This window comes from Crossiella sp. CA-258035 (genome assembly GCF_030064675.1).
GTDB lineage: Bacteria > Actinomycetota > Actinomycetes > Mycobacteriales > Pseudonocardiaceae > Crossiella.
In genome coordinates this window covers 8,812,248-8,837,965 of record NZ_CP116413.1, presented here as the reverse complement: position 1 = coordinate 8,837,965, position 25,718 = coordinate 8,812,248, and the positions used below count along the sequence as shown (strand labels likewise).

Below are 25,718 nucleotides of genomic sequence, written 5' to 3'. Positions count from 1 at the left end.
CACTATGGCTTAGCTCACGGCGAGACGAGGAGGCGAGGATCGATGCGGATCCGGAACTGGCTGGCGGTGCTGGCCGCGGTGGCCGCGACGCTGGTCGTGCCACCCCTGCTCACCTCCGGCGCCGGTGCCGAGACCACCGGCCCGATGCGCGGGCTGCGCATCCTGGTGCCGAACGCGCCGGGCGGCGGCTACGACGTGACCGCGCGCACCGCGGCCAAGGCGATGGACGAGGTCGAGCTGACCCGCAACGTCGAGGTGTTCAACCTGCCCGGCGCCGGTGGCACGGTGGGCCTCGGCCGGACCGTGGCCGAGGCGGGCAACCAGCGGCTGGTGATGTCCATGGGCCTGGGCGTGGTGGGCAGCGTGTTCACCAACAAGGCGCCCAGTTCGCTGGCCGAGACCACGCCGATCGCCAAGCTCACCGAGGAACCGGACATCGTGGTGGTCGGCAAGGACTCGCCGTACCGCACCCTGGCCGACCTGGTCACCGCCTGGAAGGCCAACCCCGGCGCGGTCACCGTCGGCGGCGGTTCCAACCCCGGCGGCCCCGACCACCTGGCCCCGATGCTGATGGCCAAGGCGATCGGCCTGGAACCCAAGCGGGTCAGCTACATCCCCTACGACGGCGGCGGCGAGCTGCTCGCCTCGGTGCTCGGCGGCAAGATCCACTTCGGCGTGTCCGGCATCAGCGAGTACGTGGACCAGATCAAGGCCGGTGAGCTGCGGGTGCTCGCGGTGACCAGCGCGAACCGGGTCAAGGACATCGACGCGCCGACGCTGACCGAGGCCGGGGTGCCGGTGAACTTCACCAACTGGCGCGGCATCGTGGCCCCGCCCGGACTGTCCGATGTGGAGCGTCAGCGGCTGGTGGAGCTGTTCCAGAAGCTGCACGACTCGCCCCAGTGGCAGGAGGCGGTCCGGCGCAACGGCTGGACCGACGCCTTCTCCCCCGGTGAGAAGTTCGGCGAGTTCCTGGCCGCGGAGAGCAAGCGGGTGGCCGACGTGCTGAAGGAGCTGGGACTGGCATGAGTGAGCAGACGAAGGCCCGCCCGGCGCTGGTCTGGCTGAAGGAGCGCTCCGAGCTCGGCATCTGCCTGCTGCTGCTCGCCCTCGGCGTGCTGGTGGTGGCCGACGCGATCCGCATCCCGGCCAACTTCACCCAGCGCGGCCCGGTCGGCCCCGAGCTGGTGCCCTACCTGGTCGGCGGCGGCCTGATCCTGGTGGCCGCGCTGCTGGCCAGGGACGTGCTGCGGGGCGGGCGCGGTGAGGCCGAGGCCGGTGAGGACGTCGACCTGGACGCGCCCGCGGACTGGCGGGTGGTGGCGCAGCTGGCGGCGGCCTTCCTGGCCAACGTGGTGCTGATCAACCTGGTCGGCTTCCCGCTGTCCGGGATGGTGCTGTTCTGGGGCGCGGCCTACGCGCTCGGCAGCCGGAACTTCGTGCGCGACCCGCTGGTCGCGGCCGGGCTGTCCATCCTGACCTACCTGGTGTTCAACACCCTGCTCGGCGTCTCGCTGCCGGGCGGACCGCTGACTGGGGTGCTCTGACATGGACACGCTGGCACATCTGATCGAGGGCTTCGGCACCGCGCTGACCCCGATGAACCTGCTGTACGCGGTGATCGGCGTGCTGCTGGGCACCGCCATCGGCGTGCTGCCCGGCATCGGCCCGGCGATGGCGGTGGCGCTGCTGCTGCCGATCACCTACGGCCTGGACCCGATCGGCGCGTTCATCATGTTCGCCGGCATCTACTACGGCGGCATGTACGGCGGCTCCACCACCTCGATCCTGCTCAACACGCCGGGGGAGACCGCGGCCGTGGTGACCGCGATCGAGGGAAACCCCATGGCGCGCAACGGTCGGGGCTCCCAGGCGCTGGCCGCCGCGGCGATCGGCCACTTCGTCGGCGGCATCGCGGGCACCGTGCTGCTGGTGCTGCTCGCGCCGATCGTGGCCAGCCTCGCGGTGGACATCGGCGCGCCGGACTACTTCGCGGTGATGGTGCTGGCCTTCATCGCGGTCACCTCCATCCTGGGCAAGTCCCGCATCCGCGGCTTCGCCTCGCTGCTGATCGGGCTGTCCATCGGCCTGGTCGGGCTGGACCAGATGACCGGCCAGCAGCGGCTCACCTTCGGGCTGCTGCACCTCAACGACGGCATCGAGGTGGTGGTGGTCGCGGTCGGCCTGTTCGCCATCGGCGAGTCGCTGTGGGTGGCCGCGCACCTGCGCAGCAAGCCGGCCCAGCCGATCCCGGTCGGGCGGCCCTGGCTGGGCAAGGCGGACCTGCGCCGGTCCTGGAAGCCGTGGCTGCGCGGGCCGCTGATCGGCTTCCCGTTCGGCGCGATCCCGGCCGGTGGCGCGGAGATCCCCACCTTCCTGTCCTACGCGGCGGAGAAGCGGCTGTCCAAGCACAAGTCGGAGTGGGGCAAGGGCGCGATCGAGGGCGTGGCCGGTCCGGAGTCCACCGCGAGTGCCTCCGCCGCGGGCACGCTGACCTCGATGCTCACCCTCGGCCTGCCCACCACGGCCACCGCGGCGGTGATGCTGGCCGCCTTCCAGCAGTACGGCATCCAGCCCGGTCCGCTGCTGTTCCAGCGGGAGTCCACGCTGGTCTGGGCCCTGATCGCGAGCCTGTTCGTGGGCAGCGTGCTGCTGCTGATCCTGAACCTGCCGCTGGCCCCGGTCTGGACCAAGCTGCTCCGGATCCCGCGGCCGTACCTGTACGCGGGCATCCTGTTCTTCGCCAGCGTCGGCGCGTACGCGGTCAGCGGTGACGTGCTGGACCTGGTGGTGCTGTTCATCATCGGCCTGCTCGGCTTCGCCATGCGCCGCTACGGCCTGCCGGTGCTGCCCGCGGTGCTCGGCGTCATCCTCGGCCCGGCCGCCGAGCTGCAGATGCGCCGGGCCCTCCAGCTCAGCGACGGCGACGTCACCGGACTGGTCAACACCCCCTTCTCCATCACCGTCTACCTGGTGGTGGCCGCGATCCTGTTCGCTCCGCTGGTGGGCGCGCTGCTGCGCAGGCGTTCGGCCCGCGCCGGGAACTGACCCCCAGCAGTTCTCCGGCTGGGGCAACCCTCCTCCCGGTCCACCTCGTACTGGAGAGTGGACCGGGAGGAGGTCACCTTGGGGGATCGCAACGCCGAGTTCGTCGAGTTCGTCCGCGCCCGCGGACCTGCTCTGCGCCGCACCGCGTTCCTGCTGTGCGGCGACTGGCACCGCGCCGAGGACCTGGTGCAGAGCACGCTGATCAAGCTGTACAAGGCGTGGCGCAGGCTTGAGGCGCACGGTGCCATCGAGCCGTACGCGCGGCAGGTGCTGGTGCGCACCGCGATCGACGAGTCCCGCCGGTTCTGGCGGCGGGAGAAGGCGACCGCGGAACTGCCGGACCTGCCCACTCCCGAGACGGGCGCCGAGGTCGCGGTTGACGTGCGCAGGGCGCTGGCCGCCCTGCCGAAACGCCAGCGCGCGGTCGTGGTGCTGCGGTTCTGGGAGGACCTCCCGGTCCAGGAGGTGGCTCGTCTCCTCGGCTGTTCCGAGGGGACCGTGAAGAGTCAGTCGGCCAAAGGGCTGGCCGCACTCCGGAAGTCGTTATCCGGCTATCTCGTGCTGGAGGAAGGGCGATGAGCCACCACGAACTGTCCGATCTGGACCACGCCGAGGCCCGCGAACTGCTGGCCAGGGCACTAGGAGAGGAACCGTCGATGAAGATCGATACACAGGCCGTGCTGTCCACGGCCAAGCGGAGTCTGCGCCGCAGCCGGGCGCTGATGGTCACCGGCGCGATCGCCGGGGTGATGGTGGTGGGCCTCGGCACCACCGCGATCGCCGACGGCTTCAGCGAGGACCGCGTGCCGCCCGCGAGCCAGGTGGTCGAGAAGGCTGGGCCCGAGGGGATGGTGGTGTGCCGGCGAACCGCGGACGGCAGCGCGCCGGTGGTGCAGCCGGGCGGGCGGTCGTTGCTTCCGGCCAACTGCTTCCCTGAGGAGTGCCCCACGGTGTGGCCGGGCAGGCCGGGGCCACTGACGCCCGGAGCGGACATCGTGCCGCCGTCGGGGCCGAAGGAACCGAAGCTGCTCTCGTACTCCGACAAGCTCGAATACTGCAAGAAGCTCAAGCCCGGCAAGTGAGGCACTGACCTGTTTCCCCTGGCGCGCAAGGGGAAACAGGCCGACCCGAGCCTCAGCCGGTCGGAAAGCCCAGGTCGATGCCGGACTCCCGCGGCCAGCGGGCGGTGACCGCCTTGAGCCGGGTGTAGAACTTCACCCCGTCCGCCCCGTGCACGTGCGTGTCGCCGAAGAGCGAGTCCTTCCAGCCGCCGAAGCTGTAGTACGCCATCGGCACCGGGATCGGCACGTTGATGCCCACCATGCCGACCTGCACCCGCCGCTGGTACTCCCGCGCGGCCAGGCCGTCCGCGGTGAACACCGCGGTGCCGTTGCCGTAGGGGTTGGCGTTGACCAGTTCCACCGCCGCCTCGAAGGTGGGCACCCGCACCACGCACAGCACCGGCCCGAAGATCTCGTCGGTGTAGACCGACATCTCCGTGCCGACCCGGTCGAACAGCGTTGGCGCCAGCCAGAAACCGCCCTCGTGACCCTCCGGCGCGAACCCGCGCCCGTCCACCACCAGCTCCGCGCCCTGCTCGACACCACTGTCCACATAGGACCGCACCCGGTCCCGGTGCGCGCCGGTGACCAGCGGTCCCATCTGCGACTTCGGGTCCGTGCCGGGCCCGGTGACCAGTCCGGCCATCCGCTCGGCGATCGCGGGCACCAGCCGGTCACCGACCTCGCCGACCGCGACCACCACCGAGATCGCCATGCACCGCTCACCCGCCGAGCCGAACCCGGCGTTGACCGCGGCGTCCGCGGCCACGTCCAGGTCCGCGTCCGGCAGCACCACCATGTGGTTCTTCGCCCCGCCCAGCGCCTGCACCCGCTTGCCACTGGCGGTGCCGCGGGAGTACACGTGCCGGGCGATCGGGGTGGAGCCGACGAAGGACACCGCGGCCACGTCCCGGTGGTCCAGCAGCGCGTTCACCGCGGTCGCGTCGCCCTGCAGCACGTTCAGCACGCCGTCGGGCAGCCCGGCCTCGGTGAACAGCTCGGCCAGCCGCACCGCCGCGGACGGGTCCCGCTCGGAGGGCTTGAGCACGAAGGCGTTGCCGCAGGCCACCGCCATCGGGAACATCCACATCGGCACCATCACCGGGAAGTTGAACGGCGTGATGCCCGCGACCACGCCCAACGGGTGTCGCGTCGAGTAGGCGTCCACGCCCCGGCTGACCTGCTCGGAGTGCTCGCCCTTGAGCAACTGCGGGATTCCGCAGGCGAACTCGGCCACCTCCAGACCGCGCTGCACCTCACCGGCGGCGTCGGCGAGCACCTTGCCGTGCTCGGCGGTGATGAGCGCGGCCAGCTCGTCCCGGTGCCGGTGCACCAGCTCGCGGAAGCCGAACAGCACCCTGGACCGCTGTGCCAGCGAGGACTCGCCCCACTGCGCGGCCGCCTTGACCGCCGAGGCCACCGCGGTGTCCACATCGGACTCCTCGGCCAGCACCACCTCGCGCGCGAGGAGACCGGTGGCCGGGTCGAACACCTCGCCTCGGCGGCCGGAGACGCCCTCAGCGCGGGCGCCGTCGATCCAGTGCGGGACGAGCTGGGACATGTCAGGAACCTCCTGGGGGAGCGGCGGTGGTCGAGCGGATCACCAGGGACGGGTGCAGCAGGTGGCGGACCGGGCTGGTGCGGCCGTGCCGAACCCGCTCCAGCAGGGCCTCGGCGGCCAGCCGGCCCATCTCGATCCGGGGCTGGTCGACGGTGGTGAGGGAGACGTGCCGGAGCGAGGCCAGCGCGCTGTTGTCGTAGCCGACTACCGAGACGTCCTGCGGCACCCGCAGCCCGGCCTCCTCCAGCGCGCCGATCGCGCCGATCGCGTTGTAGTCGTTGGCCGCCACGATCGCGGTGGGCAGCGGTTTCCCGTTGCGGGAGCTGAGGAACTCGCGCACCGACTTGGCCCCGGCCGCGTCGGTGTACTCGCTGGGCACCACCTCGGCGGTCAGCCCGTGCCGCCGCATGGCCAGCTCGTAGCCTCGCCTGCGCAGCGCGGACTGCGAGCCGCCGCCGCCGTCGAGGTGCACGATCCGGCTGTGCCCCAAGGAGACCAGGTGGTCGACCGCGAGCAGCGAGCCCACCTCGCCGTCGTCGTTCACAGTGTCCACAGTGGATAGTCGAGCGGACCGGGACACCAGGGTCACCGGCACCTGCTCGGCCGCCGCGCCGATCGCGCTCGCGCTCACCACCGGTCCGAGCAGCACCAGTCCGGCTGGCCGGAAGGACAACAGACTGGTCAGCGCGCCGCGCTCGCGGGCGGGGCTGCGGCCGCCGGTGTTGATGATCAGGTCGAAGCCCTCGGCCCGCGCGGCCGCGTCCACCCCGTCCACCACCTCGGCGAAGAACGGGTTGTGCAGGTCGGAGACCATCACGCCGAGCACGGTGGAGGTGCGGCTGGCCAGTGAGCGGGCCATCGCGTGCGGCGAGTAGCCCAGCTCCTCGGCGGCCTTGAGCACCGCGGCCCGCCGCTGCGCGGAGACCTTGGGCGAACCGCGCATCACCAGCGAGACCAGCGCGCGGGAGACCCCGGCCCGCGCCGCCACGTCCTCCATGGTCGGACGGCCCATCCTGCTCCTCCAACTGGCTGTGACCCTTGACACCGCGAGGCGGACGCTACAGCATTAGCGCGCTCCAACCAATAGAGCGCTCTAACGCACAATGGCGTTGACCAGGACGGAGATCCCCGGATGCGGATCGGAGTAGCGGGAGTCGGGCGGATCGGCACCATGCACGCCACGAACCTCGCCACCTTGCCCTCCCTCGAGCAGGTCGTGCTCTTCGACCCGGTGCCCGGCCGGGCCGCGGCCTCGGCCGCCGCGCTGGGCGAGCGGGCCAGGGCGGTGGACACCCTGGACGAGCTGCTGACCGCGGCCGACGGGGTGCTGCTGGCCACCCCCACCGACACCCACCCGGAGATGCTGCGCCGGGCGGTCGCCGCCGGGGTGCCCACCCTGTGCGAGAAGCCGATCGCGGGCGACCTGGACACCATGCGCGCGCTGGTCGCCGAGGTGGAGGCATCGGGCGTGCAGGTGCTGGTCGGCTTCCAGCGCCGGTTCGACCCGGCGGTGGTCGAGTTGCACCGCCGCATCCGCTCCGGTGAGCTGGGCACCGTGTACCTGGCCAGGGCCATCGGCCACGACGCGCAGCCGCCGGACTTCGGCTACCTGCCCGCCTCCGGTGGCATCTTCCGCGACCTGCTCATCCACGACCTGGACGCGGTGCCGTGGCTGCTCGGCGAGCCGGTGGTGGAGGTCTACGCCTCCGGCTCGGTGCTGGTGCACGAGGCGTTCGCGCAAGCCGACGACGTGGACAACGCCGTGGTCACGCTGCGCTTCGCCAGTGGTGCGCACGCCGTGCTGGCCGGTGGCCGCCAGGACGCGCTCGGCTACGACCACCGGATCGAGGTGCTCGGCAGCAAGGACTCCCTCGCCGTCGGCCTCGACCCGCGCACCCCGCTGACCTCGCTGGAACCGGACGGCCCCCGGGTCGCCGCGGACGCCTACCCCGGCTTCACCGAGCGCTTCCACCGCGCCTACCTCAACGAGATGGCGGTGTTCGCCGAGGTGGTCGCGGGCAACGCGGAGAACCCCTCGCCGGCCAGGGAAAGCCTGGTCAGCCTTGAGCTCGCGCTGGCCTGCGAGCAGTCCCGCCGCTCCGGTCAGCCGGTGCGCCTGGAACCCGCGGCGGTGACCGCGTGAGCGCGCCGAAGCTGGCCGGCGCGCCGATCTCCTGGGGCGTCTGCGAGGTCCCCGGCTGGGGCCACATGATCGAGGCGGACACCGTGCTCGGCGAGATGGCCGAGCTGGGACTGACCGCCACCGAGCTCGGCCCGCCGGAGTACCTGCCCACCGACCCGGCCAAGCTGCGCGGGCTGCTCGGCGGCCACGGCCTGAGCATGATCGGCGGCTTCCTCGCCGTGGTGCTGCACGACGAGACCGTTGAACAGTCCACAGTGGACGAAGCGGAGCGGACCGCCGCGCTGCTGGCCGCCACCGGCGCTGAGGTGCTGGTGCTGGCCGCGGCCACCGGCCTGGACGGCTACGACGAGCGCCCCGCGCTCACCGACGCCGAATGGGCCACGCTGATCAGGGTTTCCGCGCGGATCAAGGACATCGCCGCCCGGCACGGCCTGCGCACCGTGCTGCACCCGCATGTCGGCACGCACATCGAGCGCAGGGCCGAGGTGGAGCGGTTCCTGGCCGACTCCGACCTCCAACTGTGCCTGGACACCGGGCACCTGTTGATCGGCGGGACCGATCCGGTCGAGCTGGCCCGCGAGCACGCGGATCGGATCGGCCACCTGCACCTCAAGGACGTCCGGGCCGAGGTGGCCAAGCGGGTTCGCGACGGCGAGCTCCCCTACGCCACCGCCGTCGGCCAGGGGCTGTACGTGCCGCTCGGGGACGGCGACGTGGACATCGTTGGCATCGTGCGCTTCCTGCGCGATGCGGGCTACCAGGGCTGGTACGTCCTGGAGCAGGACACCGCGTTGGCCGAGGGCGACGCCGACGCGGCCGCGCGGCCGAAGCAGGACACCGCGCGCAGTCTCGACCACCTTCGCCCCCTGTTCAACTGATCCTTCGGAAGGACGATGATGTCCCGAAGCACCAGGTTGACCCGGGCCGGGCTGGCGGTGGCGGCCAGTGCGCTGCTGCTGTCGGCCTGCACCGGACCGAAGGCCAGCGGGCCCGATCCGACCGGCGGACCGGTCGGTGACGTGTCCGCCGGGCCGCTGCGGATCGCGGTCATCTCGCACGGCACCCCAGGCGACTCGTTCTGGAACGTGGTGAAGAACGGAGCCGAGGCCGCGGGCAAGGAACTGGGCGTCACCGTGGAGTACAACTCCGATGGCGACCCGGCCGGACAGGCCAAGCTGGTGGACAACGCGGTGGCCCAGCGGGTCGGCGGGCTGGTGGTGTCCATGGCCAACCCGGACGCGCTGCGCGAGTCGGTGTCCAGGGCGGTGCGCGCGGGCATCCCGGTGATCACCGTCAACTCCGGTGAGGCGCGCAGCGCCGAGTTCGGGGCCATCGCGCACATCGGCCAGAACGAGGCGGTCGCCGGTGAGGCGGCGGGCAAACGCCTGAAGACCGAGGGCAAGCGCAAGCTGCTCTGCGTGATCCACGAGGCCGGCAACATCGGCCTCAACCAGCGTTGCGAGGGCGCGAAACAGGGCTTCGGCGAGGCGTCGAACCTCCAGGTGGACATCAGCAACCCCACCGACGCGCAGGCCCGGATCAAGGGCGCGCTCCAGTCCGACCCGGCCATCGACGCGGTGCTCACACTGAACTCGCAGGTCGCGGGCAACACGGTGAGCGCGATCAGCGAGTCCGGGAGCAAGGCGGAGGTGGCCACCTTCGACCTCAACGCGGACGTGGTGGCCGCGATCAAGGCGGGTCAGGTGCTCTTCGCGGTGGACCAGCAGCAGTACCTGCAGGGCTACCTGCCGGTGTCCTTCCTCAAGCTGTACCGGGACAACGCGAACGTGGTGGGTGGCGGCAGACCCGTGCTCACCGGCCCCAACCTGGTGGACAAGTCCACTGTGGACACTGTCGGCAAGTACGCGGAGAGGGGGACCAGGTGACGACCGCGACGCTGGACGAACGTGTTGGCACCAAAGGCCTCGCGGACCGGTTGGTGGCCAGGCCCGAGCTGGGCTCGGTGCTCGGCGCCCTGGTGGTGCTGCTGTTCTTCTCCGTGCTCACCGACCAGTTCCTCACCCCGCTCGGGGTGGCCACCTGGCTGGACGACTCGGCCACGCTGGGCATCATGGCGGTCGCGGTCGCGCTGCTCATGATCGGCGGCGAGTTCGACCTCTCCGCGGGCGTGATGACCGCCTCCACCGCGCTGGTCACCGCGATCCTGGCCACCAAGCTCGGCTGGAACGTCTGGCTGGCCGTGCTGGCCTCGCTGGTGTTCGCGCTGGCGGTGGGCGCGCTGAACGGATGGCTGGTGATGCGCACCGGCCTGCCCAGCTTCATCGTCACCCTGGGCACCTTCCTCGCCCTGCAAGGGCTCAACCTCGGCGTCACCCGCCTGGTCACCGGCAGCGTGCAGGTCTCCGGCATGCGCGCCGCGGATGGCTACGAGTCGGCCGGGTTCGTCTTCGCGTCCACTGTGGACATCGGTGGCACCTCGTTCCAGATCTCCATCGTCTGGTGGATCGGCGCGGCCGTGGTGGCCAGCTGGCTGCTCATGCGCACCCGCTTCGGCAACTGGATCTTCGCCGTCGGCGGGGCCGCGCCCAGCGCCCGCGCGGTCGGTGTGCCGGTCATGCGCACCAAGATCCTGCTGTTCATGACCACCGCGTTCGCCGCCTGGCTGGTGGGCACGATCAACATCCTGCGCTTCACCACCGTGCAGGCCAACCAGGGCATCGGCCTGGAGTTCCAGTTCATCATCGCCGCGGTGATCGGCGGCTGCCTGCTCACCGGCGGCTTCGGCTCGGCCGTCGGGGCCGCGATCGGCGCGCTGATCTTCGGCATGGCCCGGCAGGGCATCGTCTTCGCCCGCTGGGACAGCGACTGGTTCCAGCTGTTCCTCGGCGTGATGCTGCTGGCCGCGGTGCTGGTCAACAACACGTTCCGGCGGCGCGCGGAGAGGGTGCGGAAATGAGCACACCACTGCTGGAGGTACGCGGGGTCGGCAAGCGGTTCGGCAGCGTGATCGCGTTGCAGGACGTCTCCACCGTGGTCGGCGCGGGCGAGGTCACCTGCGTGCTGGGCGACAACGGCGCGGGCAAGTCCACGCTGATCAAGATCCTGGCCGGCGCGCACCAGCACGACGAGGGCGAGTTCCTGCTCGACGGGGCGCCCACCAGGCTGGCCTCGCCGAGGGAGGCGCTGGACCGGGGCATCGCCACCGTGTTCCAGGACCTGTCCGTGGTGCCGCTGATGTCGGTGTGGCGCAACTTCTTCCTCGGCTCCGAGCCCACCACCGGCTGGGGCCCGCTGCGCCGCCTGGACCGCCGCGCCGCCCGGGAGACCACCCGGAAAGCGCTGGCGGACATGGGCATCGACCTACGCGATGTGGAACAGCCGGTGGGCACCCTCTCCGGCGGCGAGCGGCAGTGCGTGGCCATCGCCCGCGCGGTGCACTTCGGCGCCAAGGTGCTGATCCTGGACGAGCCGACCGCCGCGCTCGGCGTGAAGCAGGCCGGGGTGGTGCTGCGCTACGTCGCCCAGGCCAGGGACCGGGGGCTCGGGGTCGTGCTGATCACGCACAACCCGCACCACGCCTACCCGGTGGCCGACCGGTTCCTGCTGCTCAAGCGGGGCCGCAGCCTGGGCAGCTTCGACAAGGCGGAGATCAGCCTGGCCGAGCTGACCAGGCAGATGGCCGGTGGCGCGGAGCTGGAGGCGCTGGAACACGAACTGCGGGGTGCCGGGTCGTGACCGCGCCGGAGATCCTCACCGTCGGCCGGGTCGGCGTCGACCTGTACCCCGAGCAGTCCGGCGTGCCGCTGGCGCAGGTGCGGACCTTCGCCAAGTCCCTCGGCGGCACGGCGACCAACGTCGCGGTGGCGGCGGCCCGGCTGGGCCGTCGCTCCGCGGTGCTCACCAAGGTCGGCCCGGACGGTTTCGGCGACTACGTCCGGCAGGCCCTCACCGGCTTCGGCGTGTCCCCGGACCACGTTGGCACCGCCCAGGATCTGCTCACCCCGGTGGTGTTCTGCGCGCTGGACCCGCCTGCGGACCCGCCGCTGCTGTTCTACCGGCTGCCCACCGCGCCCGACCTCACCCTCACCGAGTCCGACGTGCCGTGGCAGCTGGTCGAGCAGGTCCCGCTGCTGTGGGTCACCGGCACCGGAGTGAGCGCCGAACCGGCCCGCTCGACCCAGCGCGCCATGCTGGCACGCAGGGGCCGTCGCACGCACACCGTGCTGGACCTGGACCACCGCCCGAGGTTCTGGTCCGATGTGGACAGTGCGCGGCGGGAGATCGGCTGGCTGCTGGACCACGTCACGGTCGCGGTCGGCAACCGCACCGAGGTCGAGGTCGCGGTGGGCACCGCGGACCCGGACGAGGCCGCTGCCCGGCTGCTCGACCGCGGTTTGTCCCTGGCCGTGGTGAAGAAGGGCGCTGAGGGCGTTCTTGTTGCCACCCCAGAAGGTTCCTGGACCGTGCCGCCGTGTCCGGTCGAGGTCGTGTGCGGCCTGGGCGCGGGCGATGCCTTCGGCGGCGCGCTGGCGCACGGCCTGCTCGCGGGCTGGCCACCGGTGCGCATCGCCGAGTACGCCAACGCCGCGGGTGCGCTGGTGGCCTCCCGGCTGGCCTGCGCGGACGCCATGCCCACCCCGGCCGAGATCGACGAACTGCTGGAGCGAAAGTGATCACCGATTCGCGCTGGGCCGACCTGTTGCGCACCAGGGCAAGGGATCCGGAGGCGGTCGGCAGGGCCTACGCCGAGCGCCGGGTCCGCGCCGACCCCTTCCAGGGCGAGACGCTGTTCCTGGTCGCCGCGGACCACCCGGCCCGCGGCGCGCTCGGCGTCGGCGGCGACCCGCTGGCCATGGCCAACCGGCGGCAGCTGCTGGACCGGCTGCTCACCGCGCTGGCCGACCCCGCGGTGGACGGCGTGCTGGGCAGCCCGGACATCATCGAGGAACTGCTGCTGCTGGACGGCTTGCACGACCGCGTGGTCATCGGCTCGATGAACCGCGGCGGCCTGGCTGGCGCCGACTGGGAGATCGACGACCGCTTCACCGGGTACGACGCACAGTCCATTGTGGACAATCGGCTGGATGGCGGCAAGATGCTGCTGCGCCTGGTCGACGAGGACCCCGGCACCATCCCCACCCTGGAGTCCTCCGCGCGGGCGGTGTCCGAGCTGGCCGGGCACGGCCTGATGGCCATGGTCGAACCGCTGCCGTATGCCCGCGACGAGCAGGACAAGCTGGTGCTGCGCCAGGACACGCTGTCGCTGGCCCGCGCGGTCACCGTGGCCTCCGCGCTGGGCACCACCTCCGCGCACACCTGGCTCAAGCTGCCCGCGGTCCGCGACCTGGCCGTGCTGGACGCCACCACCCTGCCCATCCTGCTGCTCGGCGGTGCGCCCTCCGGCGACCCGGACAAGGACCTGGAGACCTGGGGGCCGCCACTTCGCCACCCGGCGGTGCGCGGCCTGGTCGTCGGCCGCACCCTGCTCTACCCGCCGGACGGCGACGTGGCCACCGCGGTCGGCAAGGCCGCCCAACTGCTGAAGGAGATCCCGGCGTGAACCTGCACCGGCCACTGGGCACGATCAGCGACGGCGAGGACGCGGTCCGGCTGACCCCGGCCGAGGCGGGCTGGACCTACACCGGGCTGCGCGTGCTGGTGCTGCACCCGAACACGCCGAGGGTGGTGGAGACCGGCGAGTTCGAGGCCTTCGTGCTGCCGCTCTCCGGCGGCTGCGCGGTGGAGGTGGACGGCGAGCGCTTCGAGCTCACCGGTCGCGACTCGGTGTTCACCAGGGTCACCGACTTCGCCTATGTGCCAAGGGATGCCACCGTCACGCTGACCTCCGCGCACGGCGCGGAGCTCGCGCTGCCGATGGCCCGCTGCACCCGCCGCCTCACCCCGAAGTACGGCCCGGCCGAGGACGTGCCCGCCGAGACCAGGGGCGCGGGCAACGCGACCAGACAGGTCAACAACTTCGGCGTGCCGGGGGTCTGGCAGCACGCGGACAAGCTCAACGCCTGCGAGCTGATCACCCCGGACGGCAACTGGTCCTCCTACCCGCCGCACAAGCACGACCAGGCCAGCGAGTGCGAGGTGGTCAACGAGGAGATCTACTACTTCCGGATCGCCGCCCGCGACCAGGTCACCCCCTCCCGCGAGGGCTTCGGCTTCCACCGCACCTACACCGCCGACGGCGAGATCGACCAGGACGTGACCGTCCGGGACGGCGACGTCTTCCTGGTGCCGCGCGGATATCACGGCCCGTGCGTGGCCGCGCCCGGCTATCCCATGTACTACTTGAACGTGCTGGCCGGACCGGCGGACGAGCGTTCGATGGCCTTCTGCGACGACCCGGCGCACACCTGGATCCGGGACTCCTGGGCCGATCAGCAGACCGACCCGCGCTGCCCGGTGACCACCGCCGCAGGCCGCACCGACCGCTGAGGAGCACCGTGGTGTCCACCGTGAAGCTGACCACCGCCCAGGCCCTGGTGCGCTGGCTGATCGCCCAGCGGACCGAGCTGCTCTCCGGCGAGCAGGCCCCGCTGTTCCCCGGCGTGTTCGCCATCTTCGGCCACGGCAACGTGCTCGGCCTCGGCAACGCCCTCGAGGAGCACCGGGACGAGCTGCCGGTCTGGCGCGGGCAGAACGAGCAGGGCATGGCGCTGGCCGCGGTCGGCTACGCCAAGGCCACGCACCGCCGCCAGGTCATGGTGGCCACCAGCTCGGTCGGGCCCGGCGCGCTGAACATGGTCACCGCGGCCGGCGTGGCGCACGCCAACCGGCTGCCGCTGCTCCTGCTGCCCGGCGACACCTTCGCCGGCCGCGCCCCCGACCCGGTGCTGCAACAGGTCGAGCACTTCGGCGACCCGACCGGCACGGTCAACGACGCCTTCCGCGCGGTCAGCCGCTACTTCGACCGGATCACCCGCCCCGAGCAGCTGCTCGCCACCCTGCCGCAGGTGGCCAGGGTGCTCACCGACCCGGCCGACTGCGGCCCGGTCACCCTGGCCCTGCCGCAGGACATCCAGGCCGAGTCCTACGAGTTCCCGGCCGCGCTGTTCGAGCCGGTGCTGCACGCCGTGCCGCGCCCCCGCCCGGACACCCGCCAGCTGGCCGCCGCCGCGGAAACCCTCCGCGGTGCGCAACGCCCGCTGATCGTGCTCGGCGGTGGCGTGCGCTACTCCGGCGCGGGCAGCAAGGTGCTCCACTTCGCCCAGCAGCACGGCATCCCGGTCACCGAGACCACCGCGGGCCGCACCCTGGTCCCGCACGAGCACCGGCTGCACGCCGGCCCGCTCGGCGTCACCGGCTCCACCTCGGCCAACATCCTGGCCGGGCAGGCCGACGTGGTGCTGGCCATCGGCACCCGCCTGCAGGACTTCACCACCGCCTCCTGGACCGTGTTCGCGTCCGGGGTCCGCATCGTCAGCCTGAACACCGCCCGCTTCGACGCGGTCAAGCACGCCGCCCAGGAGTTGGTCGCCGACGCCCAGGAAGGCGTCCGCGAGCTCGGCCAGGCCCTGGGCTCCTGGCAGGCCCCGGCCGACTGGACCGCCACCGCGGAGACCGAACGCGCCCGCTGGGACGCGCACATCGAGTCCCTGCGCACCACCCCGGCCGACCTGCCCACCTACGCCCAGGTGGTCGGCGTGGTCAACGAGGAGTCCGGCAAGCACGACTACGTGCTGACCGCCTCCGGTGGCCTGCCCGGCGAGCTGATCGGCGGCTGGCGGGCCAAGGGCGCGCAGACCATGGACGTGGAGTACGGCTTCTCCTGCATGGGCTACGAGCTTTCCGGCGCCTGGGGCGCGGCCATGGCCAGGGCGGAAAGCCACCCCGAGGGCGTGGTCACCACCCTGCTCGGCGACGGCTCCTACCTGATGCTCAACGCCGAACTGTTCTCCGCCGCCTTCGCCGGCCACGGCTTCGTCGCGGTGGTCTGCGACAACGACGGCTACGCGGTGATCAACCGCCTGCAACAGGGCCAGGGCGGCGCCGGCTTCAACAACATGTACGAGCACTGCCGCTCCGGCACCGGCGGCAAGCCCAGGGTCGACTTCGCCGCGCACGCGGCCAGCCTGGGCTGCGCGGTCACCGCGGTGGACAGCCTCACCGCCCTGGCCGAGGCCTACCGCCAGGCCAGGCAGACCGCCCGCACCGAACACCGCCCCGCCGTGGTGGTCATCCGCACCCACCCGTCCGCCTGGACCGAGGCGGGCGCCTGGTGGGAGGTCGGCATCCCGGAGACCGCGCACCGCACCGAGATCACCACCGCACACCAGGCCGCGGCCGCGGAGAAGGCGAGGCAGCTCCGCTACCTGGGCTGAGCGTCAGCCCGCGCACTGCCCAGGGCGACCGTTCGCCTCATGTGCCCAAGAACAGTCCTGGGCCGAGGCGTGCTCGGCGAACGCGCGCCCCCACAACGCGGTGTCCTCCGGATCGGCTGCCTCCGCCGCCCCCTCCGGTGGCCAGACCGCGGCGAACAGGCGCGGCACATCCTGACCGGCAGCCGCCTCGTGTTTCCGGCGCTCGTCCATGCGGTCCCTCCCCGACGTGCAAGGCCCCCAGGTACCTGCACCAATATCGCATGTCAGCCGCAATCTGGCTTCCCACAAATTTGTGAACCACCTGATTTGGGCAATGCGGTGTTGTGCCAGACACCCATGGGCCATGATGGTCCCATGGGTGCCAAGCCGGGACCGACGCTGCGGGCGCAGTGGCTGGGCAAGCAGCTGAACGAGCTCCGGTCAGCCGCGGGCATGACCCTGAAGCAGGCAGGCGAGTACCTCCAGCGCGACACCTCCACGGTCAGCCGCTTCGAGTCCGGCGAGTACCCGGTGCGCAGGCCGGACCTGTTGGCGCTGCTGGACTTCTACCAGGTCACCAGCAAGCGCAAGCGCGAGGTGCTGATCGCCCTGCACGAGGACGCCTGGCAGCAGGGCTGGTGGGACGACTTCGCCGACGACGTGGACCAGAAGCTGATCGACTACGTCTGGCTGGAGTCCAGGTCCACCGAGATCAGGTCCTTCGACTGCACGCTGCTCAACGGTCTGCTGCAGACCGAGGACTACGCGCGGGCGTTGATCTCCGGGGCCAGCCCGACCGCCGACCAGGCCCAGCTGGACCGGTGGGTCGAGCTGCGGATGAGCCGGATGGCCCTGCTCGACCGGCCCCGGCCGCCCAAGATCAGCGTGGTGATGGACGAGGTGCTGCTGCACCGCGAGGTGGGCGGCCGCCAGGTGCTCGCCGGGCAGCTGGCCCACCTGGTGGAGCTGGCCGAGCGGCCGAACATCGAGATCCGGCTGCTGCGCTACTCGGCAGGCGCGCTGCCGAGCCAGGTTGTGGTGCCCTTCAAGTTGTTGTTGGCGGGCGAGCCCTACCCTGCGGTTGGATACATAGAGACCTTGGCGGGCAACCTGTACGTCGAGCCGCCCAAGACCCAACGGTTCGCCGAGGTCTATGATCAACTCGTGGCCGCGGCGCTCGGACCGGAAGAGACGATTCGAGTGATCGCCAGAACGGCGGAGGAAAAAGCATGCAGGTGACCGGCCCAGGGGACCGGCCCAGCGAGGATCAGCTCTTCGCCGCGCAGTGGCACATCAGCAGTTACAGCGCCGACGGCGGCGGGAACTGCGTCGAAGCGGGCCCGCTCCCGGACGGCTCCGGCCGGATCGCGCTGCGGCACAGCAGGCACCCCGGCGAGTCGGTGATCCTGTACACCCAGGCCGAGTGGCAGGCCTTCCTCGCCGGGGTCAAGGCTGGCGAGTTCGACTTCCGCTAGCGCGGCTGGGTCGACGCCAGGTCCCGGCCCAGCTTGCGGAGCCGGACGCCCAGCAGCACCAGCACGATCCCCCACAGGATCGCGAACATCGCGATGGTCACGATCAGCGCCACCGCGCCCTCGCCGGGGAAGGCGAACAGCAGGCCGCCCAGCACCACCGACAGCGCGCCGCTGACGAACAGCAGCCACTCGCCGGTGATCACCTTGCGCAGCTGCCAGCCGGTCATGATCTCCAGCACGCCGGTGACCACGGCCCAGGCGCCGATCAGGAACAGCAGCACCAGCGCGGTGATGCCGGGCATCAGCAGGGCCACCAGACCGGCCAGCACGCCGAAGGCGCCGAGCAGGCCCACCAGCCAGCGGTCCGCTGACGGCGCGAGCTTGTCCGCCGCCGCGCCCGCGATCGCCGCGATGCCGTCCAGCAGCGCGTACACCGCGAACAGCACCACCAGCACGAGCAGGGTCAGGCCCGGCCAGACCAGGCTGAGCACACCGAAGAGGATCGCGGCCACGCCGCGCACGACCACCAGCCACCAGCGCCGGAGCAACAGATCACCCATGCGCTGATTGTTGACCCGTTGGCGGGTCCGGGCCATTCGGCGCGGCCAGCAGCTCGCGCACCTCGGCCACGCCCGCGGCCAGCCCGAACCGCTCGAAGATCGCCAGCGCGGTGCGGAACCGGGCCACCGCCAGGGACCGCCTGCCCAGCGCGATGGCCACGTGGCCCATCGCCACCAGGCCCTCGGCCACCTCGACCTGGCCGTCCACCGCGCGCCACAGCTCCACCGCGGCGCCCAGCCTGCGCAGCGCGGCCACGTGGTCCTCGCGCAGCGCGGCCACCCTGGCCAGCAGGCCCTCCGCCCTGGCCTGGTCGATCACCGAACCCAGCTCCGCGCTGCGCGCGTGCAGCTGCCCGGCCAGCGCCAGCCCCTCGGTCACCCGGCCCATGGCCAGCGCCACCACACCCCTGCCGTGCAGGGCCTCCAGCGCGCCGCAGTCATCGCCCAGCTCGGTCAGCATGGCCGCGGCCCGGCCGAACTGCTCGTCCGCCTGGGCCAGGTCGCCCGCGGTGAGCGCGCAGTGGCCGAACTGCAGCACCGCCTGCGCGGACCGCTCGGCGCCCGCGCCGCGCAGCAGCTCGGCGGCCAGGTTGAGCTGCTCAAGCCCCTCAGCGGCGTGGCCGAGCATCCGGTGCGCCATGCCCAGCCGCAGCCGGATCTCGCCCTCGGCCACCGGGTCCCCGCCGCCCCCGGCCTGCAACGCGGCCAGCATCAGGTCCAGCAGCGCGTGCTGGCCCAGCAGGTTCCGGCGCAGCACCAGGTAGTCGGCCACCGGCACGCCCAGGGCCAGCACCGCGTCGTAGTGGCCGGCCTGCCAGGCCCGCCGGATCAGCTCGATCATGGTGCGGTGCTCCAGGTCGAACCAGCGCAGCGCGGCCACCCGGCCGGCGATCCGCTCCGGCCCCTGACCGGCTTCCGGCCGCAGCCATTCGCTCTCCGCCCGCCCGGCCGCGTGGTAGTAGTCGATCAGCCGGTGCCGCAGCCTCGGCTTCAGCTCGGCGAAACCCGGCTCCCGGCCCGCGTGCTCCTGGGCGTAGAGCAGCACCAGGTCGTGGAAGCGGTAGCGGCCCCAGCGCTCGCCCACGGAGATCATGTTGGCTCGCAGCAGGCGGTCCAGCAGCCGCTGGGTGCGCTGCTCGGACAGCGCGGCCAGCGCGGCGGCCGACCGCGAGCCGAACTCGGTGCCGGGGTGCTGGGACAGCAGCCGGAACAGCCAGGCCTCCTCCTCGGTCAGCCGCTCGTAGGAGAGGTCGAAGGCGGTCCGCACGTCCAGCGACTCGTCGTAGGACAGCTCGTCCAGCCTGCCGCCGCGGTCGGCCAGCGCCGAGGTCAGCGTGTGCAGCGGGCGGTCCGGGTCATCGGCCAGCACGGCCGAGGCGATGCGCAGCGCCAGCGGCAGCCTGCCGCACTGCTCGGCCAGCTCGTGCACACCTGGATCGCCCGGCCGGGACAGCGCCAGGAACGCGGTCGCCTCCGGCCGGCTCAACGGCCCGAGCCGGACCCGGTGCGCCGCGCCGAGCCCGCCGAGGGAGTGCCTGCTGGTCACCAGGACCTGGTGCGGCCCACGGCTGGGCAGCAGCGGGCGGAGCTGGGCGGCCGAGCTGGTGTTGTCCAGCAGCACCAGCACCCGGCCGGGATGCCCGGCCAGCTTCGAGCGGTACAGCGCCTCGGCCGCGGCCTGCTCCGGCGGCGGGCTCGCACCCAGCGCGGTCAGCAGGACCGACAGCGCGTCCTGCGGTTCCACCGGGAACTGGCGGTAGCCCTGGAGGTCGACGAACAGCTTCGCGGTGAACTCCACCTGGTGCGCCGCGTGCAGCGCCAGCGAGGTCTTGCCCGCGCCGCCGACCCCGTGGATGACCACCGGCAACCCCTGGCCGAAGCAGTCGAGCACCTCGGTCAGCTCCCGCGCCCTGCCGGTGAAGTCGGCGGGCACCGGCGGCAGACCGGCCAGCGCCTCCGGGGTCCCCGCGGTCAGGTACAGGCTCTGCGCCTGGGTCACGTTGCCGTGCACGACGCCGCTGAGCTCGTTGCTGACCTCGGCCATGACCCTGTCTACCGCAGCCGGGCACGCCAATCACCCGCCTGCGGGGAGCCCACTCGAGACGCCGGAAACGCGCCAAAGCGTGAAGGCGCGCACTAGGCGGTGGCCGAAAGATCGGCCACCGCCTAGTGCGCGTCATTCAACGCCGGTCGTCGTATCCGTCGTCGTACGAGTCGTCGACGCGGTCCTCATCGGACCGATCGCCATCGGACTTGCCACCCGACAGCTCGCGCTGCAGGGCGTCGAAGTCCGTGGACCGGGTGCTGTACTTGAGCTCCCGGGCCACCTTCGCCTGCTTGGCCTTCGCACGGCCGCGCCCCATGGCTCGACCCCCTCGCACAGGGACGGGGGCGGCCGGGGGAACGGCGGCCCCACTCGTCTCAACGGTATTTTCCTGGCCGCCACAGTACCGTGTCAGTGCCCCCGATCGCGACGTGGCCACGCCTGCGCAGGCGTGCGTCACACCACCTCCGCCGACCGGGGTGCGGCACTGCTCTGGCCGCGTGGCACGATTCCGGCGTGCCACGTCCGTTCGTCGCCTACCTGCGGGTGTACGAACCACTGTCCGTGCTGGATCAGCCGTTGCGCGCCCAAGTGGAGCAGGCTCTTGGGGTCGGCGGGACGGCGCGTGGTGCCGTCGGTGACCGGGAACGCGAACTGTGGCTTCGATCACAGTTAGCCGCCCCGCCCCGGCTCCTACCTGCTGACACGGTCGGCGCGCAACCGCTGGACGTGCTCGTCCTGGACCCGGCCGAGGTGCCGCTGGCCGAGGGCGCGGAGATCGGCCCCGGCCCACTGGTGTGCCCATTGGACATCAGGGCGCGCAGCGCGGCCGGCCTGGTCGGCTTCATCGGCACCGCCACCCTGCCCCTGCTGGACGCCGCGCTCCAGCAACCGGCCGACGTGGTCAAGGCCCGCGCGGCCGCCGCCCTGGCCGAGATGCCCGGCGGCGCCGCCCACGTCATCTCGGCCACCTGGAGCGTGCCGCTGCCCTGGTTCGCCATGGTCGAGCCGGAAGCGCGCCACCTGGTGCTGGCCGCCCCGGACGACCCGGAGCGGATGTGCTGCTGGCGGGTCAGCATGACCGACGCCCGCAGCCGCGTCTCGCACGCCTTCACCGTGGTGCACAACGCCCTCGGCGAGGAGAGCCCGGCCAGGGTGCTGCGCGACACCGGCCGCTGGCTGGCCCACTTCCACCCCCGCTCGGTGGTCGAGCTCGACTACGGCGGCCTGGTCCAGCTCATCGACGACGACACCCTGCTCGCCGACACCTCAGCCCAGGACGTCCAAGCGGTGATCGCCGCCCTGGAAGCGGGCGACGCCGAAGAAGTCGCCGAACGCTACGCCGAACTGCGCGAGTTCTGGGACGACCTGATCAACCGGGAGCAGCACAACTGACTGTCACATTGGCGTGCTCCGCACACGGGATTTTTTCGCTCCTTATGTCGTGCGTTCGTGACCCCGGCACACGCGAAGCAAGCTTCGGAGTGCCGGGGTCACGAACGCACGACGCGAAAAAATCACACCCGTCGCTGGGTCAAAAGGCCCGGCGTGTCGCTGGCGCGCCACGCCTCCCAACGCGGCAAGTGGTTGGGGGGTCAGCGGCCTTCGCGTAGTCCTCGCAAGGTGATCCAGGCCAGGCCGCCGCCCGTCGCCGCCAGCAGCAGCGCCGCAGGCCAGGACACCGCCGTGGCGACCCAGCCTGCCGCCGCCGGGGTGATCGCGGCACTGACGTAGTTGGCCGTGTTCTGCATGCCCAGGGCGACGCCGGTGCTCGACGGCGGGGCCATCTCGCCGGCCGCGGTCAGCGCCAGTCCGTTCCAGCTGATCGCCAGGCCGACCGCGGGCAGCAGCAGCGTCACCAGCAGCCACACCGGCACCGTGCCCGCCAGCGGGTCCAGCGCCGCGGACAGGCTGAACAGCGCCAGGATGCCGAGCGCGACGATCCGCAGTGGGACCAGCCTGCTGCCGGCCCGGTCCGACCACACCCCGTTGCCCAGCCGCCCGGCCCCGCCCAGCACCTGGGCCACCGCGAGCAGTCCGCCGGCCACGCCCAGCGAGAGCCCGTACCGGTGCAGCAGCTCCACCAGCATCGACGCGCCCACGAACTGCGGCACCACCAGCAGTCCGCTGGCCAGGCTGATCCGCAGCATCCGCCGGTCCCGCAGCAGGCTCAGGCCGCCGAGCGAGCTGACCGGCCGGGTCCGCCCCGGCGGCTCGCGCACCCAGATGGCCACCGCGACGCCGATCACCGCGTTCAGCGCGGCCAGCGCCAGGAACGCGGCTGGGGCCTGCCACCAGGCCGCCACCGCGGGCAGCAGCAGCGCGGCCAGTGCCGCGCCGAGCGGGGTGGCGGTCTGCCGCACGCCCATGGCCAGGCCGCGCTGGCCGCTGTCGAACCAGGTCATCACGGCCCGCCCGCTGGCCGCGTTGGTGCTCGCGCCGAACACGCCGGAGGCCAGCAGGGCCAGTCCGGCCTGCACCGGCGAGTCGACCAGCCCGGCCACCGCCAAGCAGCCCGCGGTCCCGGCCAGGCCCGCGGTCATCACCAGCCGCTCGCCGTAGCGGTCCGCGGCCAGCCCCCAGGCGACCAGGGCCAGCACGTTGCCCAGGTTCACCGCGCCGACCAGCAGGCCGACCTCGGCCAGGTCCAGCCCGAAGTGCGCGCGCAGCTGCGGGGTGATCGAGGGCAGGCCGAGGAACCCGGCCGCGTTGACCCCCTGCGCGAGCGCGCCGACCGCGAGCACGACCCAGCGATAACGGGACACTCCCGTCACGCTAGCCCGCCTGCCCACCATCCGGGAGTGATCTCCCGCTGGCTGGGATCAGAACACGCCGGGCAGCAGCCGGGCCGAGCCCACCGGGCGGCCGCCGCCGAACACCGTCTCCTCGGCCAGTTCGGCCAGTTCGGCGTGGTCCACGCCGAGGAAGCGGAGCGCGCCGGTCATCACCGGCAGCCGGGCCCTCGGGTTGCCGTCGTCGATCTTCAGCGCGATCGCGGTGCCGTCCGGCAGCGCCGCCCCGTACACGCCCTCCGCGCCCGCCTTGGACAGCAGGCCGGGCACCGCGCGCATCAGCCGGGTGTCCTCCCGGCCGGTGCCCGCGACCAGGTACGGGTGCGCGCGCATGGCATCGGCGATCCGTCGCTCGTGGCCGCCGTCAGCCGCCTGCACCAGCTTGCCGAAGGACCTGGCCAGCGCGACCAGCGAGAGCCCGAACAGCGGCGCGCCGCAGCCGTCCACCGCGGTCACCGTGACCGGCTCCTCGCCCAGCTCGCCCAAGGTGTCCCTGATGGTGACCTGGAGCGGGTGCGAGGGGTCGGTGTAGCTCGCGGTGTCCCAGCCGCGCTGCACGCAGGTGGCCAGCATGCAGGCGTGCTTGCCGGAGCAGTTCATGGTCACCGGCTCGGCCTTGCCGCCCGCGGCCAGCACCGCCTCGGCGGTGCCGGCGTGCACCGGCAGGTCCGGCGGGCAGCGCAGGTCGGCCTCGGTCAGCCCGTGCTTGGCCAGGATGTCGCGCACCCTGGCCACGTGCTCGGCCTCGCCGCTGTGCGAGGCGCAGCCCACCGCGAGGTCGGCGTCGTCGGGCAGGTCCAGCCCGCAGCGCAGCATGCCCAGGATCTGGAACGGCTTGTTCGAGGACCGGGGCAGCACGACGTCGCGCCCGCTCCCGCGCACGTGCCGGAGCACGCCGTCGGGCCGGACGATGACCACCGAACCGCGGTGCACTCCTTCCCGGAATCCGGAACGGACCACCTCGACCAGTTCGGTGCTCAGGGCTACTCCTCCTCGCGCGGCTCCACGACCGGCTGCCGGGTGCGTTGCGCGTTCAGCAGCTCGTCCACCGAGGCGCCGCCGTCCCGGTAGCGCCGCGCGATCTCCTCGTTCAACCGGTCCACGACCAGCTGAACCTCGCGGCGGTGCCTGGACACGGCCTCTTCCTCGGCTCTATAGGCTCGCAGGGTCTCCAGCAGCTTGTCATCGGAGAGCGATGTGACGTCGGACAAGTCGACGTCGGAGACCAGCGCCTCCACGTGCCGCCGGTGCGCCTCGGCCCGCGAGGGCACCTGGGTCTGGTAGCGGCCGAGCCCGGTCGCCGGGCCCACCGCGTTCTTGGCCAGGATCGCCACCAGCTGTTCCACCACCGAGGTGGAGCCGCCGTCCCGGCGCCGCTGCTGCTCGGCCTGCACGATGTCAATGCGGCCGTGCAGCAGCCTGCGCACGTAGGACAGGTCGGTCTCCTCCTGGGCGGCCTCGTCCCGCAGCGCGCGCACCTCGTTCAGCGGTCGCTGCTCACAGTCCTGGGCGTAGTCCGGGGCGAGCACCCGGTCGATTCGCCGGCGCCCACCTGGACGGACTTCCATCACGTGACCATCCTGCGGGACGTTTCGGTCAGCCGCCAACAATCGTTTCGCCTCTCCCGGTTATTCACCCAGCCTGACGCACCCCGAGCAGTGTTTTCGCCTGCTCGGGCGCCAGCGGGGGACGTTGGGCAATCCTGGACACGGCCGCGGCCCGCGCCACGAGCTGGGCGTTGTCGCGGACCCGCTCGCCCTTGGCATAGGAGAGCGTGTCCTCCATCCCGACCCGCAGGTGACCGCCCGCGGACAGAGAGGCGAGCAGCACGGGCAGCGTGCTCCTCCCGACCCCGGTGGCGGAGAAGGTAGCGCCCTCCGGCAGCAGCCGCAGCGCCGCGGTCAGCGTGGCGGTGTCCCCCGGCATCCCGCCGGGCACGCCCATCACCAGATCGACGTGCACGTGACCGCCGGCGGGCAGTCCGTGCTGGTCGAGCAGCCGCTGGAGCGAGGAGAGCTGGCCGAGGTCGAAGATCTCGTACTCCGGCACGATGTGCCGTTCCTGCATCCGCTTGTGCAGCTCGACGATGAACTCCCAGCGGTTCATGAACACCGCGTCCCCGAAGTTGACCGTGCCCATCGTGCAGGTGGCCGAGTCGGGCAGCGCGTCCAGCACCGCCAGCCGGTCCTCCTCGGGGTCGGTCACCGAGCCGCCGGTGGACAGCTGCACCACCAGGTCGGTCTCCGCGCGCAGCGCGTCCACCGTCTCCTTCAACCGCCCCAGGTCCAGCGTGGGCTGGGCGTCGTCATCCCTGATGTGCACGTGGATGAGACCCGCCCCGACCCGCTGGCAGTCCGCGGCGGTCTTGACCAGCTCGTCCAGCGTGACGGGAAGGTTGGGAACCTCGGCCTTCTCGTGCTCAGCACCAGTAGGCGCGACGGTGATGAGAGTCCCTGCGGTGGGCGACGGCGCTGTCATGACCCGGATCCTGCCAGCACGACCAGGCCAAGTCAGCACCCGGCAGTTCACCCCCGCGGCAAGAGCGATGCGACCCCCTCACCGCGAAAGAGGCGTGGCGCGCCAGCGACACGCCGGGCCTTCAACCCCGCGGTGGGTTTGATTTTTTCGCGTCGTGCGTTCGTGCCCTCGACACACCGAAGCTTGCTTCGGGGGTGTGGCGAGGGCACGAACGCACGACTCAGGAGCGAAAAAATCCCGCGCGCGGAGCGCGCCAATGTCACAGCAAACGGCTAGCGAGCAC

The 25,718-nt window shown here is 72.0% G+C and carries 27 protein-coding genes; 17 read left to right on the top strand and 10 right to left on the bottom strand.

Features of this window, described 5'->3' with window-relative positions; all coding sequences use genetic code 11:
• Window positions 1-42: 42 nt before the first annotated feature.
• From N8J89_RS40185 to N8J89_RS40165, 5 genes are all read left to right on the top strand, one after another.
• Window positions 43-1,029 (top strand): Bug family tripartite tricarboxylate transporter substrate binding protein, encoded by a 987-nt coding sequence (locus N8J89_RS40185; RefSeq protein WP_283662083.1) that lies wholly within the window; start codon window positions 43-45, stop codon window positions 1,027-1,029.
• Window positions 1,026-1,547, top strand: coding sequence for a tripartite tricarboxylate transporter TctB family protein (locus N8J89_RS40180; RefSeq protein WP_283662082.1), 522 nt, complete (start codon window positions 1,026-1,028; stop codon window positions 1,545-1,547). Before N8J89_RS40185 ends, N8J89_RS40180 begins: the two co-directional genes overlap by 4 nt.
• Window position 1,548: 1 nt before the next feature.
• Window positions 1,549-3,048 (top strand): tripartite tricarboxylate transporter permease, encoded by a 1,500-nt coding sequence (locus N8J89_RS40175; protein WP_283662081.1) that lies wholly within the window; start codon window positions 1,549-1,551, stop codon window positions 3,046-3,048.
• Between the two features lie 78 nt (window positions 3,049-3,126).
• On the top strand, window positions 3,127-3,627 hold the full coding sequence (locus N8J89_RS40170) for a SigE family RNA polymerase sigma factor (protein ID WP_283662080.1): 501 nt from the start codon (window positions 3,127-3,129) through the stop codon (window positions 3,625-3,627).
• Window positions 3,624-4,130, top strand: a complete 507-nt coding sequence (locus N8J89_RS40165) for a hypothetical protein (RefSeq protein WP_283662079.1) — start codon at window positions 3,624-3,626, stop codon at window positions 4,128-4,130. Before N8J89_RS40170 ends, N8J89_RS40165 begins: the two co-directional genes overlap by 4 nt.
• Before the next feature lie 52 nt (window positions 4,131-4,182).
• Here N8J89_RS40165 and N8J89_RS40160 read toward each other — a convergent pair whose 3' ends face one another.
• Window positions 4,183-5,670 carry a CoA-acylating methylmalonate-semialdehyde dehydrogenase gene (locus tag N8J89_RS40160; protein WP_283662078.1) on the bottom strand — a complete coding sequence of 496 codons (1,488 nt, stop codon included), beginning with the start codon at window positions 5,668-5,670 and terminating at the stop codon, window positions 4,183-4,185.
• A 1-nt stretch (window position 5,671) separates the two neighbouring features.
• Window positions 5,672-6,682, bottom strand: coding sequence for a LacI family DNA-binding transcriptional regulator (locus N8J89_RS40155; protein WP_283662077.1), 1,011 nt, complete (start codon window positions 6,680-6,682; stop codon window positions 5,672-5,674).
• Window positions 6,683-6,802: 120 nt separating this feature from the next.
• Here N8J89_RS40155 and N8J89_RS40150 point away from each other — a divergent pair, with 120 nt between their 5' ends.
• From N8J89_RS40150 to iolD, 9 genes are all read left to right on the top strand, one after another.
• On the top strand, window positions 6,803-7,813 hold the full coding sequence (locus N8J89_RS40150) for a Gfo/Idh/MocA family protein (protein ID WP_283662076.1): 1,011 nt from the start codon (window positions 6,803-6,805) through the stop codon (window positions 7,811-7,813).
• A 65-nt stretch (window positions 7,814-7,878) separates the two neighbouring features.
• A complete protein-coding gene (locus N8J89_RS40145; protein ID WP_283666367.1) occupies window positions 7,879-8,691 on the top strand; it encodes a TIM barrel protein in 813 nt (270 codons plus the stop codon).
• 18 nt (window positions 8,692-8,709) lie between these two features.
• Window positions 8,710-9,699 carry a sugar ABC transporter substrate-binding protein gene (locus tag N8J89_RS40140; RefSeq protein WP_283662075.1) on the top strand — a complete coding sequence of 330 codons (990 nt, stop codon included), beginning with the start codon at window positions 8,710-8,712 and terminating at the stop codon, window positions 9,697-9,699.
• Window positions 9,696-10,730, top strand: a complete 1,035-nt coding sequence (locus N8J89_RS40135; RefSeq protein ID WP_283662074.1) for an ABC transporter permease — start codon at window positions 9,696-9,698, stop codon at window positions 10,728-10,730. The genes N8J89_RS40140 and N8J89_RS40135 overlap by 4 nt, the downstream gene beginning before the upstream one ends.
• A complete protein-coding gene (locus tag N8J89_RS40130) occupies window positions 10,727-11,509 on the top strand; it encodes an ATP-binding cassette domain-containing protein (RefSeq protein ID WP_283662073.1) in 783 nt (260 codons plus the stop codon). The genes N8J89_RS40135 and N8J89_RS40130 overlap by 4 nt, the downstream gene beginning before the upstream one ends.
• Entirely contained in the window at window positions 11,506-12,447 is a 942-nt protein-coding gene (gene iolC, locus N8J89_RS40125; RefSeq protein WP_283662072.1) for a 5-dehydro-2-deoxygluconokinase, read from the top strand. The genes N8J89_RS40130 and iolC overlap by 4 nt, the downstream gene beginning before the upstream one ends.
• Window positions 12,444-13,334 (top strand): Cgl0159 family (beta/alpha)8-fold protein, encoded by an 891-nt coding sequence (locus N8J89_RS40120; protein WP_283662071.1) that lies wholly within the window; start codon window positions 12,444-12,446, stop codon window positions 13,332-13,334. The genes iolC and N8J89_RS40120 overlap by 4 nt, the downstream gene beginning before the upstream one ends.
• The gene (gene iolB, locus N8J89_RS40115) at window positions 13,331-14,221 is read left to right on the top strand and encodes a 5-deoxy-glucuronate isomerase (protein WP_283662070.1); all 891 of its coding nucleotides are present in this window, start codon (window positions 13,331-13,333) and stop codon (window positions 14,219-14,221) included. Before N8J89_RS40120 ends, iolB begins: the two co-directional genes overlap by 4 nt.
• Before the next feature lie 20 nt (window positions 14,222-14,241).
• Complete coding sequence (iolD, locus tag N8J89_RS40110; protein ID WP_283666366.1) at window positions 14,242-16,107, top strand: 3D-(3,5/4)-trihydroxycyclohexane-1,2-dione acylhydrolase (decyclizing); 1,866 nt, start codon at window positions 14,242-14,244, stop codon at window positions 16,105-16,107.
• Between the two features lie 3 nt (window positions 16,108-16,110).
• Here the strand turns inward: iolD and N8J89_RS40105 are convergent, their stop codons facing one another.
• Complete coding sequence (locus tag N8J89_RS40105; protein ID WP_283662069.1) at window positions 16,111-16,317, bottom strand: hypothetical protein; 207 nt, start codon at window positions 16,315-16,317, stop codon at window positions 16,111-16,113.
• A gap of 144 nt (window positions 16,318-16,461) precedes the next feature.
• Here N8J89_RS40105 and N8J89_RS40100 point away from each other — a divergent pair, with 144 nt between their 5' ends.
• Together N8J89_RS40100 and N8J89_RS40095 are read left to right on the top strand one after the other, a co-directional pair.
• Window positions 16,462-17,325 (top strand): helix-turn-helix domain-containing protein, encoded by an 864-nt coding sequence (locus N8J89_RS40100; RefSeq protein ID WP_283662068.1) that lies wholly within the window; start codon window positions 16,462-16,464, stop codon window positions 17,323-17,325.
• Complete coding sequence (locus tag N8J89_RS40095; RefSeq protein WP_283662067.1) at window positions 17,316-17,561, top strand: DUF397 domain-containing protein; 246 nt, start codon at window positions 17,316-17,318, stop codon at window positions 17,559-17,561. The genes N8J89_RS40100 and N8J89_RS40095 overlap by 10 nt, the downstream gene beginning before the upstream one ends.
• On the opposite strand, the gene N8J89_RS40090 is transcribed toward N8J89_RS40095, so the two are convergent.
• From N8J89_RS40090 to N8J89_RS40080, 3 genes are all read right to left on the bottom strand, one after another.
• Window positions 17,558-18,121: an HdeD family acid-resistance protein gene (locus tag N8J89_RS40090; protein ID WP_283662066.1), complete on the bottom strand. Its 564-nt coding sequence runs from the start codon at window positions 18,119-18,121 to the stop codon at window positions 17,558-17,560. The genes N8J89_RS40095 and N8J89_RS40090 overlap by 4 nt on opposite strands.
• Window positions 18,114-20,165 (bottom strand): tetratricopeptide repeat protein, encoded by a 2,052-nt coding sequence (locus N8J89_RS40085; protein WP_283662065.1) that lies wholly within the window; start codon window positions 20,163-20,165, stop codon window positions 18,114-18,116. The genes N8J89_RS40090 and N8J89_RS40085 overlap by 8 nt, the downstream gene beginning before the upstream one ends.
• A gap of 136 nt (window positions 20,166-20,301) precedes the next feature.
• On the bottom strand, window positions 20,302-20,484 hold the full coding sequence (locus tag N8J89_RS40080) for a DUF3073 domain-containing protein (protein WP_252483844.1): 183 nt from the start codon (window positions 20,482-20,484) through the stop codon (window positions 20,302-20,304).
• A gap of 197 nt (window positions 20,485-20,681) precedes the next feature.
• Here N8J89_RS40080 and N8J89_RS40075 point away from each other — a divergent pair, with 197 nt between their 5' ends.
• Window positions 20,682-21,560, top strand: a complete 879-nt coding sequence (locus N8J89_RS40075) for a DUF8083 family protein (protein ID WP_283662064.1) — start codon at window positions 20,682-20,684, stop codon at window positions 21,558-21,560.
• Window positions 21,561-21,760: 200 nt separating this feature from the next.
• On the opposite strand, the gene N8J89_RS40070 is transcribed toward N8J89_RS40075, so the two are convergent.
• From N8J89_RS40070 to N8J89_RS40055, 4 genes are all read right to left on the bottom strand, one after another.
• A complete protein-coding gene (locus tag N8J89_RS40070; protein ID WP_283662063.1) occupies window positions 21,761-22,930 on the bottom strand; it encodes an MFS transporter in 1,170 nt (389 codons plus the stop codon).
• 57 nt (window positions 22,931-22,987) lie between these two features.
• Window positions 22,988-23,938, bottom strand: coding sequence for an asparaginase (locus N8J89_RS40065; RefSeq protein ID WP_283666365.1), 951 nt, complete (start codon window positions 23,936-23,938; stop codon window positions 22,988-22,990).
• A gap of 2 nt (window positions 23,939-23,940) precedes the next feature.
• Entirely contained in the window at window positions 23,941-24,528 is a 588-nt protein-coding gene (locus N8J89_RS40060; RefSeq protein ID WP_283662062.1) for an RsiG family protein, read from the bottom strand.
• Window positions 24,529-24,589: 61 nt separating this feature from the next.
• Window positions 24,590-25,435: a beta-keto acid cleavage family enzyme gene (locus tag N8J89_RS40055; protein WP_283662061.1), complete on the bottom strand. Its 846-nt coding sequence runs from the start codon at window positions 25,433-25,435 to the stop codon at window positions 24,590-24,592.
• Window positions 25,436-25,718: the final 283 nt, after the last annotated feature.